The 17,046-nt window shown below is 33.6% G+C and carries 20 protein-coding genes; all 20 read left to right on the top strand.

The genetic code is table 11. The features are described 5' to 3' along the window. Window positions 1–33 precede the first annotated feature (33 nt). Complete coding sequence (locus tag KM885_RS02935; protein ID WP_047185010.1) at window positions 34–294, top strand: stage VI sporulation protein F; 261 nt, start codon at window positions 34–36, stop codon at window positions 292–294. Window positions 295–589: 295 nt separating this feature from the next. Continuing rightward, window positions 590–787 carry a DUF2768 domain-containing protein gene (locus KM885_RS02930; protein WP_047185011.1) on the top strand — a complete coding sequence of 66 codons (198 nt, stop codon included), beginning with the start codon at window positions 590–592 and terminating at the stop codon, window positions 785–787. A gap of 23 nt (window positions 788–810) precedes the next feature. Then, entirely contained in the window at window positions 811–1,533 is a 723-nt protein-coding gene (locus KM885_RS02925) for a hypothetical protein (RefSeq protein WP_244986889.1), read from the top strand. 184 nt (window positions 1,534–1,717) lie between these two features. Further along, window positions 1,718–3,196 carry a stage IV sporulation protein A gene (spoIVA, locus tag KM885_RS02920; RefSeq protein WP_047185012.1) on the top strand — a complete coding sequence of 493 codons (1,479 nt, stop codon included), beginning with the start codon at window positions 1,718–1,720 and terminating at the stop codon, window positions 3,194–3,196. A 362-nt stretch (window positions 3,197–3,558) separates the two neighbouring features. After that, window positions 3,559–3,831 carry an HU family DNA-binding protein gene (locus KM885_RS02915; protein WP_047185013.1) on the top strand — a complete coding sequence of 91 codons (273 nt, stop codon included), beginning with the start codon at window positions 3,559–3,561 and terminating at the stop codon, window positions 3,829–3,831. A 202-nt stretch (window positions 3,832–4,033) separates the two neighbouring features. Next, window positions 4,034–4,261, top strand: coding sequence for a trp RNA-binding attenuation protein MtrB (gene mtrB / locus KM885_RS02910; protein ID WP_047185014.1), 228 nt, complete (start codon window positions 4,034–4,036; stop codon window positions 4,259–4,261). Between the two features lie 107 nt (window positions 4,262–4,368). Then, window positions 4,369–5,166 (top strand): heptaprenyl diphosphate synthase component 1, encoded by a 798-nt coding sequence (locus tag KM885_RS02905; RefSeq protein ID WP_216883502.1) that lies wholly within the window; start codon window positions 4,369–4,371, stop codon window positions 5,164–5,166. Window positions 5,167–5,168: 2 nt separating this feature from the next. Beyond that, window positions 5,169–5,876 carry a demethylmenaquinone methyltransferase gene (menG, locus tag KM885_RS02900; protein WP_047185015.1) on the top strand — a complete coding sequence of 236 codons (708 nt, stop codon included), beginning with the start codon at window positions 5,169–5,171 and terminating at the stop codon, window positions 5,874–5,876. A gap of 45 nt (window positions 5,877–5,921) precedes the next feature. After that, window positions 5,922–6,893, top strand: a complete 972-nt coding sequence (gene hepT, locus KM885_RS02895; RefSeq protein ID WP_047185016.1) for a heptaprenyl diphosphate synthase component II — start codon at window positions 5,922–5,924, stop codon at window positions 6,891–6,893. A 310-nt stretch (window positions 6,894–7,203) separates the two neighbouring features. Further along, window positions 7,204–7,650: a nucleoside-diphosphate kinase gene (gene ndk, locus KM885_RS02890; RefSeq protein ID WP_047185017.1), complete on the top strand. Its 447-nt coding sequence runs from the start codon at window positions 7,204–7,206 to the stop codon at window positions 7,648–7,650. Window positions 7,651–7,716: 66 nt separating this feature from the next. Next, the gene (locus KM885_RS02885) at window positions 7,717–8,493 is read left to right on the top strand and encodes a CheR family methyltransferase (protein ID WP_047185018.1); all 777 of its coding nucleotides are present in this window, start codon (window positions 7,717–7,719) and stop codon (window positions 8,491–8,493) included. Between the two features lie 137 nt (window positions 8,494–8,630). Beyond that, window positions 8,631–9,800: a chorismate synthase gene (aroC, locus tag KM885_RS02880; protein ID WP_047185019.1), complete on the top strand. Its 1,170-nt coding sequence runs from the start codon at window positions 8,631–8,633 to the stop codon at window positions 9,798–9,800. After that, window positions 9,800–10,870, top strand: coding sequence for a 3-dehydroquinate synthase (gene aroB / locus KM885_RS02875; protein ID WP_047185020.1), 1,071 nt, complete (start codon window positions 9,800–9,802; stop codon window positions 10,868–10,870). Before aroC ends, aroB begins: the two co-directional genes overlap by 1 nt. After that, on the top strand, window positions 10,867–11,235 hold the full coding sequence (gene aroH, locus KM885_RS02870; RefSeq protein WP_047185021.1) for a chorismate mutase: 369 nt from the start codon (window positions 10,867–10,869) through the stop codon (window positions 11,233–11,235). Before aroB ends, aroH begins: the two co-directional genes overlap by 4 nt. A gap of 2 nt (window positions 11,236–11,237) precedes the next feature. Then, window positions 11,238–12,338, top strand: coding sequence for a prephenate dehydrogenase (locus KM885_RS02865; RefSeq protein ID WP_047185022.1), 1,101 nt, complete (start codon window positions 11,238–11,240; stop codon window positions 12,336–12,338). Between the two features lie 21 nt (window positions 12,339–12,359). Further along, window positions 12,360–13,646 carry a 3-phosphoshikimate 1-carboxyvinyltransferase gene (aroA, locus tag KM885_RS02860; protein WP_216883501.1) on the top strand — a complete coding sequence of 429 codons (1,287 nt, stop codon included), beginning with the start codon at window positions 12,360–12,362 and terminating at the stop codon, window positions 13,644–13,646. Window positions 13,647–13,810: 164 nt separating this feature from the next. Next, window positions 13,811–15,073 carry a tetratricopeptide repeat protein gene (locus KM885_RS02855; protein WP_047185024.1) on the top strand — a complete coding sequence of 421 codons (1,263 nt, stop codon included), beginning with the start codon at window positions 13,811–13,813 and terminating at the stop codon, window positions 15,071–15,073. Between the two features lie 21 nt (window positions 15,074–15,094). Continuing rightward, window positions 15,095–15,667: a ReoY family proteolytic degradation factor gene (locus tag KM885_RS02850; protein ID WP_047185025.1), complete on the top strand. Its 573-nt coding sequence runs from the start codon at window positions 15,095–15,097 to the stop codon at window positions 15,665–15,667. 75 nt (window positions 15,668–15,742) lie between these two features. Beyond that, on the top strand, window positions 15,743–16,204 hold the full coding sequence (locus KM885_RS02845; RefSeq protein ID WP_244986888.1) for a DUF2487 family protein: 462 nt from the start codon (window positions 15,743–15,745) through the stop codon (window positions 16,202–16,204). Between the two features lie 323 nt (window positions 16,205–16,527). After that, window positions 16,528–17,040 (top strand): QcrA and Rieske domain-containing protein, encoded by a 513-nt coding sequence (locus tag KM885_RS02840; RefSeq protein ID WP_047185027.1) that lies wholly within the window; start codon window positions 16,528–16,530, stop codon window positions 17,038–17,040. Window positions 17,041–17,046: the final 6 nt, after the last annotated feature.

The raw sequence follows: 17,046 nt of genomic DNA, 5'->3' as shown, positions 1-17,046 counted from the left end.
ATTTTGAACTAAAAATGCAAGGAGGAAGGAATTGTGAATAATTTCCAAAAAGGAATGTTTGACAAAATACAGCAAAACTCAAATATAAATCCACAAGATATTTTAAAGGTAGCAGACTCTGTAAAAAATGCAAATTTTCAAGACGAGAAAACGGTACGTAATCTGGTACGTCATCTAGCGAAAATGGCTAATAAACCATTATCAAAGGAGAAAGAAGACCATATTGTTCAAGCTATCACTAACAATAAAATACCCAAAGACGCACAATCTTTAAATAATTTATTTAAAAAGTAACAATACTGGGCAAGTGAGGATACATTAATTCGTTTACATGCATAAAATAAACCGCACAAGCATTCAAAGATAGAGCTTGCATGGAATTTATTTAGTCAACACCGAGGTGAAGAAAGCCCCCTTCATCTCGGTTTTTATTGTTTTTTTTCATAAAGAATGAACATTCTATAGGAGAAAGTGGAAGTAAATGCCCACTGAATAAGTTTCGCTTCGTTAAAATTGCTTTTTTAATACTTAGAAATTGAACACGTATGGTATAATACGATTTGCATATAAATTTTTGGGAGTGAAAAAATTGTCGATTTCGATGCTTAAAATGTATATATCCTTTGTTGGGATGCTTTTATTATTTTTGGCTATGGGACTTATTTTTCTTAGCCGATACAAATTAAAAGGTTGGATAGCTAGAATCGTATCATTATTTGCTTATATCAGTTTAATTTTAGGCGCCTTTATTATCATTTATATTGTTTTAAGTGGTCCGACCGCATAGTCGTGGAGAAGGAGGAGGTATAATTGAAATACACCTTTAAACTAATGTTTGTTTTGTTAATTTCTATTTCTATTTTAAGTGGCTGTCTCTATCCGGAAAGTGAAAAGTCTAAAAATCAGGAAGCCTATGAGGATCAATTGGAACGTATCCAACAAGCAGTAGATGATTACCGTGAAGCAACGGATGGTTTAGTACCAATACGAACAAAAGAAAGCGATACCCCGATTTTCCAAAAATACTTGATTGATTTTAATCTATTAAAAGAAAGAGGTTTTATTTCAGAAATTCCTGGTAATGCATTTGAAAATGGCGGGAAATATCAATATGCCCTGATTACACCGGATGATCAACCAAGGGTGAAATTAATTGATCTAACAATGACAGAAACAATCCGTTCCATCAATATCCGAATCAATACATATCGTGATGAACATCTTTATCCTCCATTTGGGGAAGTAATAGCTGGTGATGTTTATTCTATAGATTATAAAAAAATTGGCCTAGAATCCACACCAACTGTGGAAAGTCCATATTCAAAGGAACAACTACCAATTGTAATGGATGTAAATGGAAAGTTATATGTGGATTATCGTATAGATTTAAATCATGCATTACAAAAGTACGAGCATAATTATAAAGAAGGGGACGATATCCGTTATATATTAGCGGAAAATACACCATTTCTCCCAGCGTATTCATTACCGTATACTATTAAAAATGATGAACCCGTATTTTTAATTAATTAATATTTAACATATTTTTTCCCTTGTAACATATATTGTTGCAAGGGTTTATTTGTTTTTAATATATTATTTTTTCTCCTTTATTAATAAGTTAAGTCATATTTTGATAGGACAACATCATAGACTTTTAATGTCATTATTCGTAGTTTATCTGAAATTCAAGGATACAAGATCGGGAGGGGATCTTTTGGAAAAGATTGATATTTTTAAAGATATTTCAAAACGGACAAATGGGGATATTTATTTAGGTATAGTTGGGGCAGTTCGAACTGGTAAATCAACTTTTATAAAGCGATTTATGGAATTAGTTGTTTTACCGAATATTGAGGATGAAGGAGAGAGAGAAAGAGCACACGACGAATTACCACAAAGTGCTGCAGGGAAAACTATTATGACGACAGAGCCAAAATTCATTCCAAATCAGGCGGTTTCAGTCAATGTGGATGAAGGATTGGACGTAAATATTCGTTTGGTAGACTGTGTTGGATATGCGGTGGAAAGTGCCAAAGGATTTGAGGATGAAGATGGTCCTAGAATGATCAACACACCATGGTATGAAGAGCCAATTCCTTTTCATGATGCTGCAGAAATTGGAACACGTAAAGTAATTCAAGAACATTCTACGATTGGTGTAGTTGTAACGACAGATGGAACGATTGGTGAAATTCCACGTGCTGATTATATAGATGCCGAAGCTAGAATCGTAGAAGAATTGAAAGAAGTGGGTAAACCATTTATTTTAGTTATTAACTCTGCAAGACCATCTAGCCAAGAAACGGAACTTCTTCGTAATCAACTAACAGAGGAATATGATATCCCTGTTTTAGCTATAAACGTGGAATCCATGTCCGAACATGATGTAAATAGTATATTGCGTGAAGCATTGTTTGAGTTTCCTGTATTAGAGGTAAACGTAAACTTACCTAGTTGGGTAATGGTTCTTAAAGAAAATCATTGGCTAAGAGAAAATTATCAAGAAGCAATTCAAAATACAGTAAAAGATATTAAGAGATTAAGAGATGTGGATTTCATCGTTGGAAACTTTGATGAGTATGATTATATTGAAAAAGCTAGTTTAGCTGGTATGGAAATGGGAGAAGGGGTAGCTGAAATTGATCTTCATGCTCCAGATCACTTATATGATGAAGTGCTGAAAGAAATTGTAGGGGAAGAGATTAGAGGAAAAGATCATTTATTAGAATTAATGCAGGATTTTGCACATGCGAAAAGGGAATATGATCAAGTAGCAGGTGCTTTACAAATGGTAAAACAAACAGGCTATGGAATTGCTGCACCAAGTTTGGAAGATATGATATTAGATGAACCTGAAATCATAAGGCAAGGGTCAAGATTTGGTGTTAGATTAAAGGCAGTAGCACCATCTATCCATATGATTAAAGTGGAAGTGGAATCAGAATTTGCCCCAATTATTGGAACAGAGAAACAGAGCGAGGAACTGGTTAGGTATTTAATGCAAGACTTTGAAGAAGATCCATTATCGATCTGGGAGTCTGATATTTTTGGAAGATCACTAAGTTCCATAGTAAGGGAAGGAATACAAGGAAAGATCTCATTAATGCCAGAAAATGCAAGGTATAAATTAAAAGATACATTGGAAAGAATTATTAACGAAGGAACAGGTAGTTTAATAGCGATTATTTTATAGCAGCTTTATTAAAAGCTGCTTTTTACTTTTTAAAAATTTTTCAAAAATTTAAAAGGAATTCCTATATAGATGTCGTATTTGTATCATTAGTAAGATTTGCTTATAATAATACTTGAGATGATCAATCGGTTTAAATTCAAAATGGTTAGTTCTTTCATTGAAAAAAGGATTCCTGATAAAAAATATTTAAGGAAATAGGCACTAATTGTTGAATTTTATGGTAATCTCAGTTATTATAAGCCTTGTCATCAATTCTCTTTGATGATCAGACGTATAAAAATGGACAAAATAGTGAACAAATGATTTTAAATAGTTATTTTGTTCTGATTTTATTTGTAAGTTTTTGGGAGGAGGTGAATGTCATGAATAAAACAGACTTAATTAATGCAGTTGCTGAAAAAAGCGAGCTTTCTAAAAAAGATGCAACTAAAGCTGTAGATGCGGTTTTTGAAGCGGTCATGGATTCACTTAAAAATGGTGAAAAAGTTCAATTAATTGGATTTGGAAATTTTGAAGTACGTGAACGTTCTGCACGTAAAGGTCGTAATCCACAAACTGGTGAAGAAATCGAAATCCCTGCAAGCAAGGTTCCGGCATTTAAACCAGGTAAAGCCCTAAAAGATGTAGTTAAATAAATACATACGGGCAAGATAAAAAGGATACGTTATTTAACGTATCCTTTTTCTTTGAGTAAGAAAGTATAAAAGTATAAAACCTTCTTACTGTACCTATGGAATCTTGCAAGTTTGGTAACCTATTACATAATAAGTTTTTGTTATAATTAAGGATGGTTTCAATATAAAATGGTAGAATAAATAAAGATTTAGGAGGATTCCTATGGATAATAATACGAAATATAATTCCGACTTTTTTGTCATAAAAGCATTGGAAGATGGCGTGAATGTAATTGGATTAACTAGAGGAACAGATACTCGCTTTCACCATTCCGAAAAACTAGATAAAGGTGAAGTGATGATTGCTCAGTTTACGGAACATACATCAGCTGTAAAAGTTAGAGGGAAAGCGCTAATCCAAACTAGTAATGGTGAAATGGAATCTGAATAAGTTTGTCAATTTACATTATAGAAAAACAACCATTTGGTTCATATAAGAATTATGCTATAATGACTAGAGCAGTTAAAGAGTGGCTAGAAAGGCTTTAGGTGATTTTTTTGACTACATCTGGCATAGATATTGAATTTATAAAGAAACAATTAAAAGATAAATTAAATCATTCATACATAAAACAGATAATAGGGAACCCCACTATTGATGAAGATAAATTGATGTTTATCTCAACACTTATCAATAGGCAATCAACCCTATCCTTTATCGAAAAGACACAATTCATTATAACTACTATGTTAGTTCAGATTGCGTTAGATACCCATGAACATGTTCCAGTAGCTTTTCATCATGATATGAACCAAGAAGAAAAAGAGGCTAATCAATTACGTGTCCTAGCTGGTGATTTTTATAGTGGTCAGTATTATTATTTACTTGCACAAATAGACCAGTTTGATTTTATTCAGACCTTATCTATTGCCATTAAAGAAATCAATGAGAACAAGATGAACCTATATTATCTAGATGATAACCTTTTAGAAAAAAGTGTTTCGATTATAAAAAAAATAGATACTCTACTGCTTTCTTACGTTGCTAAGTATTTTAATGACTCATCTTTAAATGATTTAGCTAATGAATGGTTACTAATTAAAAGATTAATTCATGAAAGAAATATGTTTAATAATAATGAACATTCTGTCTTTATCAGCAAATTTGTAGATAGTAATCCTTCATTCCTCCATCAACTGAAATTATTGATTGAGGAAAAAATCTTAACTCTTAAGCAGCAGTTATCAGTGGACTTCAGAGATAATCTTCATGATAAGGAAATAGTGACTTATATAGATAAACAAATAAACTCAAAGTTGTTAAACTATAAAACCTCCATTGTGGAAGAGGGATAAATATGGAAGAACAATCTAAAGAAGAACGTGTTCATCACGTATTTGAAAAAATTTATAAAAATTATGACTCGATGAACTCGATTATTTCTTTTCAACGTCATAAAGCATGGAGAAAAGATGTTATGAAAAGAATGAAGGTTAAAAATAAATCCAGTGCTTTAGATGTTTGTTGCGGTACTGGAGATTGGTCTATTTCTTTAGCTAAGGCAGTTGGCAAGAATGGATCTGTTGTTGGTTTGGATTTCAGTAAAAATATGTTATCTATTGCGGAAAAGAAAAAAGAAGAGAAAAATTTGAAACATCTTAAGCTAATACATGGGAACGCGATGGAATTGCCTTTTGAAGATAATTCATTTGATTATGTAACAATTGGGTTTGGTCTTAGAAACGTTCCTGATTATATGACGGTTTTAAAAGAAATGTATCGTGTAGTTAAACCCGGTGGAAAAGTGGTATGCTTAGAGACGTCACAACCTACCACAATCGGTATTAAACAATTATACTTTTTCTATTTTCGTTTTATTATGCCTTTGTTTGGTAGACTTTTTGCCAAAAGCTACGATGAATACGCTTGGTTAAATGAATCAACAAGGTCTTTTCCAAATAAAGAAAAATTAAAACAAATGTTTAAAGAAGCTGGATTCTCCAAAGTAAAGGTAAAAAGTTATACGTTTGGAGTCGCCGCGATGCATATGGGGTTTAAAAAATAGAAACAATCTGTACACATTAGATGTGTAATTATAAAGGTGAAGCACATGAAACTTCCAAAAACATATGGATATTTAAAAAAAGATTTAGATTTTATTGAAACATCTTTACACCAAACAATTCAAGCTAATCATCCAATTTTACGTAATGCTTCAACGGAATTATTAAATGCTGGAGGAAAAAGGATTCGTCCAGTGTTTGTACTTTTATCGGGGCAATTAGGTGAATTTGATATTGAAAAAATAAAAAAAGTTGCGGTTTCATTAGAATTAATACATATGGCAACCCTAGTTCATGATGATGTGATTGATGAAGCGGAATTAAGACGTGGGAAACCAACCATAAAAAAAAGATTTGGAAATCGAGTTGCTATGTATACTGGGGATTATATATTAGCAAGGGCATTAGAGGAAATTACTTCCCTTAAAAATCCTAATGTTCATCGTATTTTATCTAAGACAATTGTTGAAGTATGCATTGGTGAAATTGAACAAATGAAAGATCGATTCAACTGGAACCAAGATTTGAAAAATTATCTAAGAAGAATCAAAAGAAAAACTGCTTTATTAATAGCAACTAGTTGTCAACTAGGTGGAGTTGTTTCGGGACTATCAGACAAAGAATCCAGGAAAATGTTTCAATATGGATATTACATTGGAATGTCGTATCAAATTATTGATGATATATTAGATTTCACCTCTACCTCGAAGGTTCTCGGGAAACCTGCAGGTAATGATTTATTGCAAGGAAACATTACACTGCCAATTCTATATGGTATGCAAAATGAAGATTTTAATAGGTTATTGAAACGTACTTTCCATAATCCGGAAAATGTCTCCAAAAAAGAAATGAATGAAATCATTAATAAATTACAATCCGTTGGCGCCATTGAAAAATCCTATGAATTAAGTGAACTTTACTTAAAAAAGGCACTTCATACATTGAAAAGTCTACCAGATAAAAAGGCTAGAAAAACTTTAGAAGATATAGCAAAATATATCGGTAAGAGACGCTCATAAAGAAGACTTCCATCAGTGGGGGTTTTCCTTCATTTCTATTGATGGTTAGTCGCACTTATCGGACCTTTACGGACAGTTGATCTCCCACCTACCTTCTTTGTCACCCCAAAAGTTTGAGGTGGGAGTCTTACTGCCCGTTTAGGTGGGATAAAATATGTTGTTATTTTCTAATAAATTTGATAAGATTTACTAGGCAGGTAGGAAAGTGAAAAATCTTTCCCGTCTGTATAAGTGCAACTAAGGCATTCGCCTTAGCGAATGCCAAGTTTTTTTATCAAGTCTAGTATAATACATATAGGGGTGTAGATTTATGGAGAAAACTTTTTTAATGGTTAAGCCAGATGGGGTACAGAGAAACTTAATTGGAGAGATTGTAAGCCGTTTCGAATCAAAGGGTTATAAACTTGCGGGTGCTAAATTGATGTCTATTTCTCAAGAACTAGCTGAACAGCATTATGGAGAGCATAAAGAAAAGCCCTTCTTTGGAGAGTTGGTAGAATTCATCATTTCCGGACCGGTGTTCGCAATGGTTTGGGAAGGTGAAAATGTAATAAGTACGGCTCGAAATATGATGGGGAAAACAAATCCTTCTGAAGCTTCTCCTGGAACAGTAAGAGGAGATTATGGATTAACTGTTGGGAAAAATGTGATACACGGTTCTGACTCACCAGAAAGTGCAGAACGTGAAATCAACCTATTTTTCAACCAAGATGAAATACTATCTTATGAGAAACAAGATAGTTCTTGGATATATTAGTTTAGTATACCTCCGTTTGATGTGACGGAGGTTTTTTAGTAGGAAAGTATAGGGAGTGGTTCATTGATGATAGAGGAAGACTATTATCAATTTATAAATCAAATACATAGCAAATTAGGGATTAACCTTCATTTATACAAAGAAGCGCAAATGAGAAGGCGTATCACAACACTAAGAAATAAACGTGGTTTTACTAGTTTTAAAAGTTATTATAATGAATTAATAACAAATGGCGAATTACTAAATGAATTTATTGATCGATTAACAATAAACGTTTCAGAATTCTATCGTAATCCAAAAAGATGGGAAGTATTAAAAAATATAATATTTCCCCTATTATTAAAAAATAATCAGTCGTTATCTATTTGGAGTGCAGCTTGTTCCACAGGCGAAGAAGCCTATAGTTTGGCTATTTTATTACGCGAGTATTTTCCTAATATAAGAGTTAGAATTCTAGCAACGGATATCGATGAGAATGTATTACAACGTGCAAAGGATGGTATTTATCCAAAACAGGCTTTAAAAGACCTTCCTCAACCACTAGTAAAAAAATATTTTACAGAAAAAAATCAACTGTTTTATATTGATCCGTCATTAAAAAAAGATATTACATATAAAAAACATAATCTATTAGCAGATCCCTATCCTAAAAATATGGATTTCATTGTCTGCCGAAACGTTGTGATATATTTTACGGATGAAGCTAAGGATATGATTTATAAAGGTTTTGGAAAAAGCCTTAAACCAAACGGAGTTCTATTTGTCGGAAGTACAGAACAAATTTTTAATCCTGACCAATATAACTTTAAATTAATAGATACGTTCTTTTATCAGAAAATTTAATTTTTGTTAGTTTAACATTTCAGCTATTAAAAGTTAATTTATTTCTAAAATTTTTATCACAAATAATAGAATATATGCTATAGTAGTTAGAAAATATTTAGCATTCTAATAATATGCGTGGAAAAGGAGAATGTAAGTTGCGTTATTTAACAGCAGGAGAGTCTCATGGAAAACAATTAACAACTATAATAGAAGGTTTACCGGCACAAATGCCCATTACAAAAGAGGTTATTAATGAATCATTACTACGTAGACAAGGTGGTCATGGAAGAGGGAAAAGACAACAAATCGAAAAAGATTTAGTTAATATTACTGGCGGGGTTCGTCATGGATACACTTTAGGTTCCCCTATATCACTTGTTATTAGTAATGATGATTTTAAACATTGGACGAATATTATGGGGGAAGATCCTATTTCTGATGATGTAGAAGTAAGAAGGATTGTATCTAAACCAAGACCTGGTCATGCTGATTTAAACGGTGCATTAAAATATGGGCATCGTGACATGCGAAACGTATTAGAACGTTCTTCTGCCAGAGAAACGGCTGCTCGTGTTGCTGCTGGAGCTGTTGCTAAAACATTGCTTAAACAACTTGGAATTGAAGTTGTTGGCTATGTCAAAGAAATAGCTGGAATTCGTGCTAAAGATATGGATTCCTTATCGATTGAAGAGAGGAAATCTATTTCTTCGGAGTCCCCAGTAATGGTACTTGATAAAGATGTCGAAAAAGAAATGATGGATAAAATCGATGAAACTAAAAAAATTGGAGATTCGATTGGTGGCATCTGTGAAGTTTATGTCGAAGGAATGCCTGCAGGAATAGGCTCCTATGTACACTACGATCGCAAACTAGATGCAAGGATAGCTGGTTCTGTGATGAGTATCAATGCTTTTAAAGGCGTTGAATTTGGAATTGGGTTTGAAGCAGCAAGAAAAAATGGTAGTGAAGTTCATGATGAAATTGCTTGGAGTGAAGACAAAGGTTACTACCGTACAACGAATCGATTAGGTGGTTTTGAGGGTGGCATGACTTCTGGAATGCCGATTGTAGTTCGGGGAGTGATGAAACCTATCCCAACTCTCATGTTAAAACCTCTACAAAGTGTTGATATTGAAACGAAAGAACCATTTAAAGCAACTGTTGAAAGATCGGACGCTTGTGCAGTACCGGCAGCTTCAGTAGTTATGGAACATATTGTGGCATTTGAACTTGCTAAAGCGATAACGGAGCAATTTCCTAATGATCAATTCTCAAAACTTAAAAAGGCTATAGATGAATATCGTGAAGAAATAAGGTGCTTTTAATGGAAAAGCTTGAAGTTAAGTCCAGTACACATGAATATAAAATAATGATTGGTGAGGGTATTAGATATACCCTTCATCAATATTTAACAAAAAAATATTCATCTATCTTAATTATCACAGATGATAAGGTAGCTAAATTACACCTTGATGCGGTTAAAGAAAGTCTAGCGAATGAGAAGGTTTATGTATCCATCATTCCGGCTGGTGAACAATCAAAGAACATAGATGTCTTTTATCAGTTACATACGGATGCTATTCAATATGGATTAGATCGTCAATCCCTTGTAATTGCTTTAGGTGGGGGAGTTGTAGGAGACTTAGCTGGATTTGTGGCTGCTACATATATGCGTGGTATAGATTTTATCCAAGTTCCTACTACCATTCTAGCACATGATAGTAGTGTGGGCGGAAAAGTAGCTATTAATCATGAACTCGGCAAGAACATGATTGGTAACTTTAATTCCCCAGTAGCTGTTATTTACGATGTGGAAACATTATCAACACTAAGTGATATAGAAATACGTTCCGGATATGCTGAATTAGTTAAAGAAGCTCTAATTTCTAACGAGTCTACTTTTAATCAATTAATGAATATACGATTAAACGAAATTTCAAAAGATGAATTAAAGAAACATTTATCATTTGGTATTAAAGTAAAGGCGAAAATTGTGGAAGAAGATGAAAATGAGTCGGGTGTGAGAAAATATTTAAACTTAGGTCATACATTAGGTCATGCAATTGAAGCAGAATTGAGTTATGGAAAATTAACTCATGGAGAAGCAGTTGCAATAGGCTTGTTGTTTGCACTATATGTAAGCAATAAAGAGTTTGAGGTTGATTTACCTCTTGAATCCTTACTTACTTGGTTTAAAAACAATGATTATCCACTTGATATAAGGGAATGTACCAGTAAAAAATTAGTCGAACGAATGAAATCGGATAAAAAAGCTACGAATAAAAAAATACAAATGGTCTTATTGGAGAAAGTCGGTAAACCAACTGTGAAAGATTTTGATGATGAAGTAATTGATTCATACTTACAATCGTTTATGGAAAAGGTGATAAGATGACGCGGGGGATACGTGGGGCAACTACAGCGCTTGCTAATGATGAAAAGGAAATTTTAGATGTCACAAAAAACTTACTAGAAGAAATGATAGAGGAAAATAGGGTACAAGCACATGATGTATCCCATGTGTTTATTTCTGTCACTAAAGATTTAACGGCTACTTTCCCCGCAAAAGTATTAAGGACTATTGAAGGGTGGAAATATGTTCCGGTCATGTGTATGGCAGAAATCGATGTACCTAACAGTCTTGAAAGATGCATTCGGATCATGATGGTAACCAATACAACGACACCGCAGGAAGAAATCCATCATATTTATCATAATGAAGCAGTAAAACTAAGACCAGATTTAATTAAGGGTGAATAAGTTTGAATCAAACAATTTTAATTGCGGGATTAGGTCTAATTGGAGGCTCTCTTGCAATCAATATATCAAAAACAAACGAAAATCATGTTATAGGATTTGATGTAAAAGAGGATAGCTTAGAATTTGCATTACATAATGGAATGATTCATGAGGCTAGTACAAATTTCAGTGAAGCAGCCCAACATGCAGATATTATTATCCTTGCCGCTCCTATATCAGAAACTATTAGATTACTAAAGGAACTAGATACAATTTCTTTAACGAAAGAAGTAATTGTGACTGATACATCATCCGTTAAGGGATCTATCATAGAGTCTGCGAAACAAATACAAAATGAGAAGGTTGTATTTATAGGTGGGCATCCTATGGCCGGTTCTCATAAAAAAGGGGTGGAAGCAGCGAAGGAACATTTGTTTGAAAACGCAATTTATGTTCTTACTCCATCTATACGCAGTAAAGAAGCACATGTAAAGACTCTGAAAGAAATTTTAAAACAAACAAAATGTCAATTTGTTGTACTTAATTCAGACGAACATGACGAAATGACTGGGGTTGTCTCTCATTTTCCACATTTAATTGCTTCATCACTCGTTCATCAAGCAAGAAAATGGCAAGAAACTCACTCTTTTTTACCGAATCTTGCAGCGGGGGGATTCCGTGATATTACTAGGATTGCTTCCAGTAATCCAGAGTTATGGCAGGATATTTTTTATCATAATCGCAAGAAGCTTTTAAAATTATTAGAAGGCTGGATACAAGAGATGACAGATATAAAATCTCTTGTTGAAAATAATGAAAAACAAGAAATGATTACATATTTAACGAATGCCAAAAATTATCGAGATGGATTGCCTGTTAAGGATAAGGGAGCGATTCCAGGTTTTTATGATATTTATGTTGATATTGCCGATAAACCAGGTGCTATTGCATCAATAGTATTACTGTTAGCAAATATGAAGATAAGTATTAAAAACATTGAAATTTTAGAGATTAGGGAAGGTATAACTGGAGCATTACGTTTAAGCTTCTATACAAAAGAAACACAACAAAATAGCCTAAATATTTTAGCGAATCATGGATACGAAGCAACGATTCAAGAATAAGTAAGGGAAGTGAAAAGAAACATGGTAGAAGTAACACTAGCACCTTGTAATCATTCTTTATCTGGAGAGATAAAAGTACCTGGTGACAAGTCCATTTCACATCGTGCGATTATTTTAGGTTCCTTAGCCAATGGTGTAACTAAAATCACTAACTTTTTAGATGGCGAAGATTGTTTGCGTACGATTCATGCTTTTCAATCTATGGGTGTTCCGATTACGCAAGAGGGATCCACTGTTACGATTCATGGTAAAGGCTTTTCTGCGTTAGAGGAACCAAAAGAGCCTTTATATTTTGGTAATTCAGGGACAACAACAAGATTAATGCTTGGAATACTATCAGGATTAAACCTATTTACTACCATTTATGGAGACGAGTCTCTTACAAAGCGCCCAATGGATCGGGTTGTAAACCCACTTCGCGAAATGGATGCAACGATTGATGGAAGAAATGATGGTAAGCTTTTACCACTTTCTATTCGGGGAAAAAAGCTTAGAGGAATCGAATATACATTACCTGTAAAAAGCGCACAAGTAAAATCCGCTGTATTATTAGCAGGTTTATTCGCAGAGGGTAAAACGAAAGTAATTGAAAAAATTGGAACGAGAGATCATACAGAAAATATGCTCGAAGCATTTGGAGCAGATATTACTAGAAATGGTTTATCTACAACGGTAACGAGTAATAACGAACTAATTGCTTCAGATGTACAAGTGCCAGGCGATATTTCATCTGCAGCTTTTTTCCTTGTAGCAGGTGCCATTGTTCCAGGCAGCGAAATTACCTTAAAAAATGTAGGATTGAATGAAACTAGAACAGGGATTATTGATGTTTTATTAAAAATGGGCGCAGACCTTGAAATTAAAAATAAACGATTCGTTAGTGGGGAATGGATTGGGGATATTACAATCCGCCATTCAGAACTTAATGGAATAACGATTGACGGGGAGATTATTCCTAGATTAATTGATGAGATTCCAATTATTGCCTTATTAGCTTCACAAGCTAATGGGGAGACAGTCATTAAAGATGCGGAAGAATTAAGGGTAAAGGAAACAGACAGAATTGCGGCAGTAGTTGATGTTTTATCTACTTTAGGCGCAAACATTCAAGGAACAGAAGACGGTATAATTATCAAAGGAAAAACCCCATTAAAAGGTGGAAAAGTATTATCATATCACGACCATAGAATAGCTATGATGAGCGCAATCGCTTCACTAGTTGCAAACGATCATGTTACAATAGATGATGCATCATCCATATCTATCTCATACCCAAGTTTCTTTGATCATTTGAATTCCTTAATATAGAATTAAAAAAGAGCTTACCTTTTTGTAGGCTCTTTTTCCTTTTAGAATAAAATTTTCATATTATGTTAGAATCTAGCTGAGACAAAGCGTGTTAATTAAAATATAATATACCTATAGATCGTCTTATAAGTTTTACTTAATCAAATGAAAGGATGAGTGTACAAATGGACACCATACTTGAAGCATATCAATTATTGGAGAATAATCAAGCCGAAAAAGCAATACAATTATTAAAACAGTATGAGTCAAAAGCAAGTGATGACGAAAAATTTACGATTGCACAAATGTATATGCAAATAGGTTTTTTACAAGAAGCGAGCACGATTTTACATAAATTACTGCAAAAATATCCTACCGAAAGTGAAATATTAATTACACTTGCAGAGATTTATATTGAAATAGAAGAAGACGAACAAGCTATGGAGTTACTGAATCAAGTCAACGAAGGGGATACTGCTTATACCCAAGCTCTAATCCAATTAGCAGATTTATATCAAGCACAAGGGTTATTTGAGGTAGCTGAGCAGAAGTTATTAAAAGCAAAACAATTAGAACCTAACGAGGAAATTATTGACTTTGCATTAGGGGAATTATACTTTTCAATCGGAGAGTATAAAAAGGCGATTTTATACTACGAAAAAGTAAAAGTGGAGGAAGTGGGAAACATTTCTCTTTTAAGCCGATTGGGAGAAGCAAATGCGGCGATTGGCGAATACGAAAAAGCTTTAACCTACTATCAGGACAATGATCAAAAAGATCCTGATTATCTTTATCGTTATGGAATTATTGCATATCAAGCAGACAGAGTGGATATTGCTATAAAGGCTTGGGAAAAAGTCGTTGAGCTTGATCCGTATTATCACACAGTATACCAACATTTAGCACAGGCGTATGAAGATGAGGGGAGATTAGATGAAGCAGTTCATACGGCCCAAAAAGGTCTGCAATTTGATGAATTTAATAAAGAATTATTTTTTATAACAGCAATGGTTGCCAATAAACTAAATAATACAAAAGAAGTGGAAACATATTTAAGAGAGGCAATTGCGTTAGATCCAGATTATAAACAAGCCGTATTATCCTTGGTGGATCATTACAAAAACTTGGATGAACATGAGAAAATTATTGATTTGCTTAATGAAATAAAAAGAACTGGAGCAGTGGATTCCTTGTATGACTGGGAATTAGCCCGAGCAAATAATGAAATAGAATCATTTGATAATGCATTAAAACACTATAATGAAGCATATAATGGTTTAAATCAAGATAGTGACTTCTTGAAAGAATATGGCTATTTTCTAACGGAAGAAGGGAGGATAGAACAAGCAATACCAGTATTAAAATCATACCTTTCCATCGTACCTTTAGATGCTGAAATGGAAGAATTTCTTTATCGTTTGAAACAAACAAGTGAAGACGATATATAATGGATTAAAGGAGGGAACTAAATGAATACTCCTATCTCTCGCCAAGACAAAAAAAGTTTTATTCAGTGGTTTTTAAAAAATTATCAATTAAAGAAAAGAGAGAGCGTTTGGATATTGAATTATATTCTTAACCATCAACAAGTCTTAAACAAAGTGCATTTTGTTAGAGATGTAAAGTTTTGTCCTAGAGGTATAGTGATAACGAGTCAATGTTCTTCTGAGGTTCCTTTTCGATTTTATAAAGATCACATAGTTACGACAGATGCTGAAAAGTCATTTCATGATATTCGTATGAATCAAGACGAGGATTTATATATTCAACTAAACTTTAGTAAGTCCCATCAGCATGCTTACTATGCTTCTGTCATAGAAGAGAATCCATTCGTACCAGATGATTATTTTGTTACAAAAAAAGATAGATTATTGGCTAAAAAGTTATTAGATAAAACCGTTTTTAATTATAAAAAGAAAATACTTCAACAAGAAATTGATAATGCTCTAGATGAATTGGATCAAGAGAAGTTTATTAAACTATCGAAGGAATTAAATGAATTAGAGAAAATGTTTAATCAACCCAGATTGCAAAAGCAATAAGGTTGATTTTTTTTTGTTTTAAGATAAGATGTATATTGAAATTTCAAATAGATGCGTGTTCAGAAAGGAGGATGTATGGTGAAATGGAGAAAGAATGACATGGAGCAATATGTTGAAGCAAAAGAATACATAGATACGGTAATCATCCCATTAATTCCATTTCAAATGGCTAAGGATCAAGAACTATCAAAAGATTCATTTCAAAATGAGGCTCTTGCTCTTTTTCTAACAGAAATGGAAAAGGAACTCTCAGGTAGGCTTTTATTAACTCCTAATTATCACTATATAAAAGCAAGTGATTTAGAACTGGAAAAAGACCGCTTGAATTTATGGGTGGCGAATGTCCAGGAACAGCCCTTTAAACATATATTTTTCATTACATTTGATTCGCAATGGAAAAAAGTTGAAAAAGATTTAGAGGGTACTTTAATATGGTTACCAGGGTTTCCGACTTCAGACTTAATATCTAAGGAAGTACAACAAATGGTTCGTGGGCAGGTTTCAGAAATAAGTGAACTAATTCGTTCGTATTGGTAAATGAATAGTGTGTGTTCAAAAAGGATCGAGTCGGTAAAAACACAACATCTTTGGACTCCAATTATTCGTCATTGCAACGCTGCCCTACATAGGAGTATGAGAGTTTTTGTAAGAAATTCGAAGTATCATTTTTACCGCCTTTCTTGAACTATCTCTAATAAAAAAATTGCAAATTCCTGAAAATAGGTTCTTTTCAGTACAAATTAAGTAATAACTTTAGGTTATTTATTGACCGAATAATTAGATTGCGCTATCATTGGTATTGTCCTAGTAATCTGTTTATTAAATTTAGTCTGTGATAATGGAAAAGAGGGGGGAAATTCGTGAGTGACAAAAAACAACAAGTATCCCGAAGACAGTTTCTAAATTATACGCTTACAGGTGTAGGGGGGTTTATGGCAGCAGGTTTATTGGTATCTCCGCTTCGAATGGCAATCGATCCTGTGCTGAAGGAATCTACTTCTGGTGACTTAGTCAATGTCGGTATATCTGTTGACGACATTACAAGCGAACCACAACGTGTGGATTGGACAATTACACAGGTAGATGGTTGGTATGAATCTGAGCCTAGTCGTTCTGCGTGGGTATATAAAGACGATAATGGAGATATAGTGGCTTTATCCCCGATTTGTACTCATCTCGGTTGTGTTGTTTCTTGGGAAGGTAGTGAACAATATCCAAACCAATTCTATTGCCCATGTCATGATGGTCGATATGAAAAAGATGGGACAAACATACCTGGTACACCACCAACTGCACCATTAGCTATTTATGAGCAAGAAATAAGAGATGGGATTTTATTTTTAGGTAACACAATATCAAGAAAGGGGGCGTAATGGTTT

The sequence above is a fragment of the Oceanobacillus caeni genome, assembly GCF_019037185.1.
Classification (GTDB): Bacteria; Bacillota; Bacilli; order Bacillales; family Amphibacillaceae; genus Oceanobacillus; species Oceanobacillus caeni.
The sequence above is the reverse complement of the archived record's forward strand: the minus strand, read 5'-3'. Positions and strand labels throughout refer to the sequence as shown.

Coding starts and splice junctions, on each gene's coding strand:
- mtrB (WP_047185014.1), top strand. CDS start 4,034: ATGGATAATAATACGAAATATAATTCCGACTTTTTTGTCATAAAAGCA.
- menG (WP_047185015.1), top strand. CDS start 5,169: ATGGAAGAACAATCTAAAGAAGAACGTGTTCATCACGTATTTGAAAAA.
- KM885_RS02850 (WP_047185025.1), top strand. CDS start 15,095: ATGAATACTCCTATCTCTCGCCAAGACAAAAAAAGTTTTATTCAGTGG.
- aroB (WP_047185020.1), top strand. CDS start 9,800: ATGGAAAAGCTTGAAGTTAAGTCCAGTACACATGAATATAAAATAATG.
- KM885_RS02915 (WP_047185013.1), top strand. CDS start 3,559: ATGAATAAAACAGACTTAATTAATGCAGTTGCTGAAAAAAGCGAGCTT.
- KM885_RS02855 (WP_047185024.1), top strand. CDS start 13,811: ATGGACACCATACTTGAAGCATATCAATTATTGGAGAATAATCAAGCC.
- KM885_RS02845 (WP_244986888.1), top strand. CDS start 15,743: ATGGTGAAATGGAGAAAGAATGACATGGAGCAATATGTTGAAGCAAAA.
- aroH (WP_047185021.1), top strand. CDS start 10,867: ATGACGCGGGGGATACGTGGGGCAACTACAGCGCTTGCTAATGATGAA.
- ndk (WP_047185017.1), top strand. CDS start 7,204: ATGGAGAAAACTTTTTTAATGGTTAAGCCAGATGGGGTACAGAGAAAC.
- KM885_RS02885 (WP_047185018.1), top strand. CDS start 7,717: ATGATAGAGGAAGACTATTATCAATTTATAAATCAAATACATAGCAAA.
- hepT (WP_047185016.1), top strand. CDS start 5,922: ATGAAACTTCCAAAAACATATGGATATTTAAAAAAAGATTTAGATTTT.
- aroA (WP_216883501.1), top strand. CDS start 12,360: ATGGTAGAAGTAACACTAGCACCTTGTAATCATTCTTTATCTGGAGAG.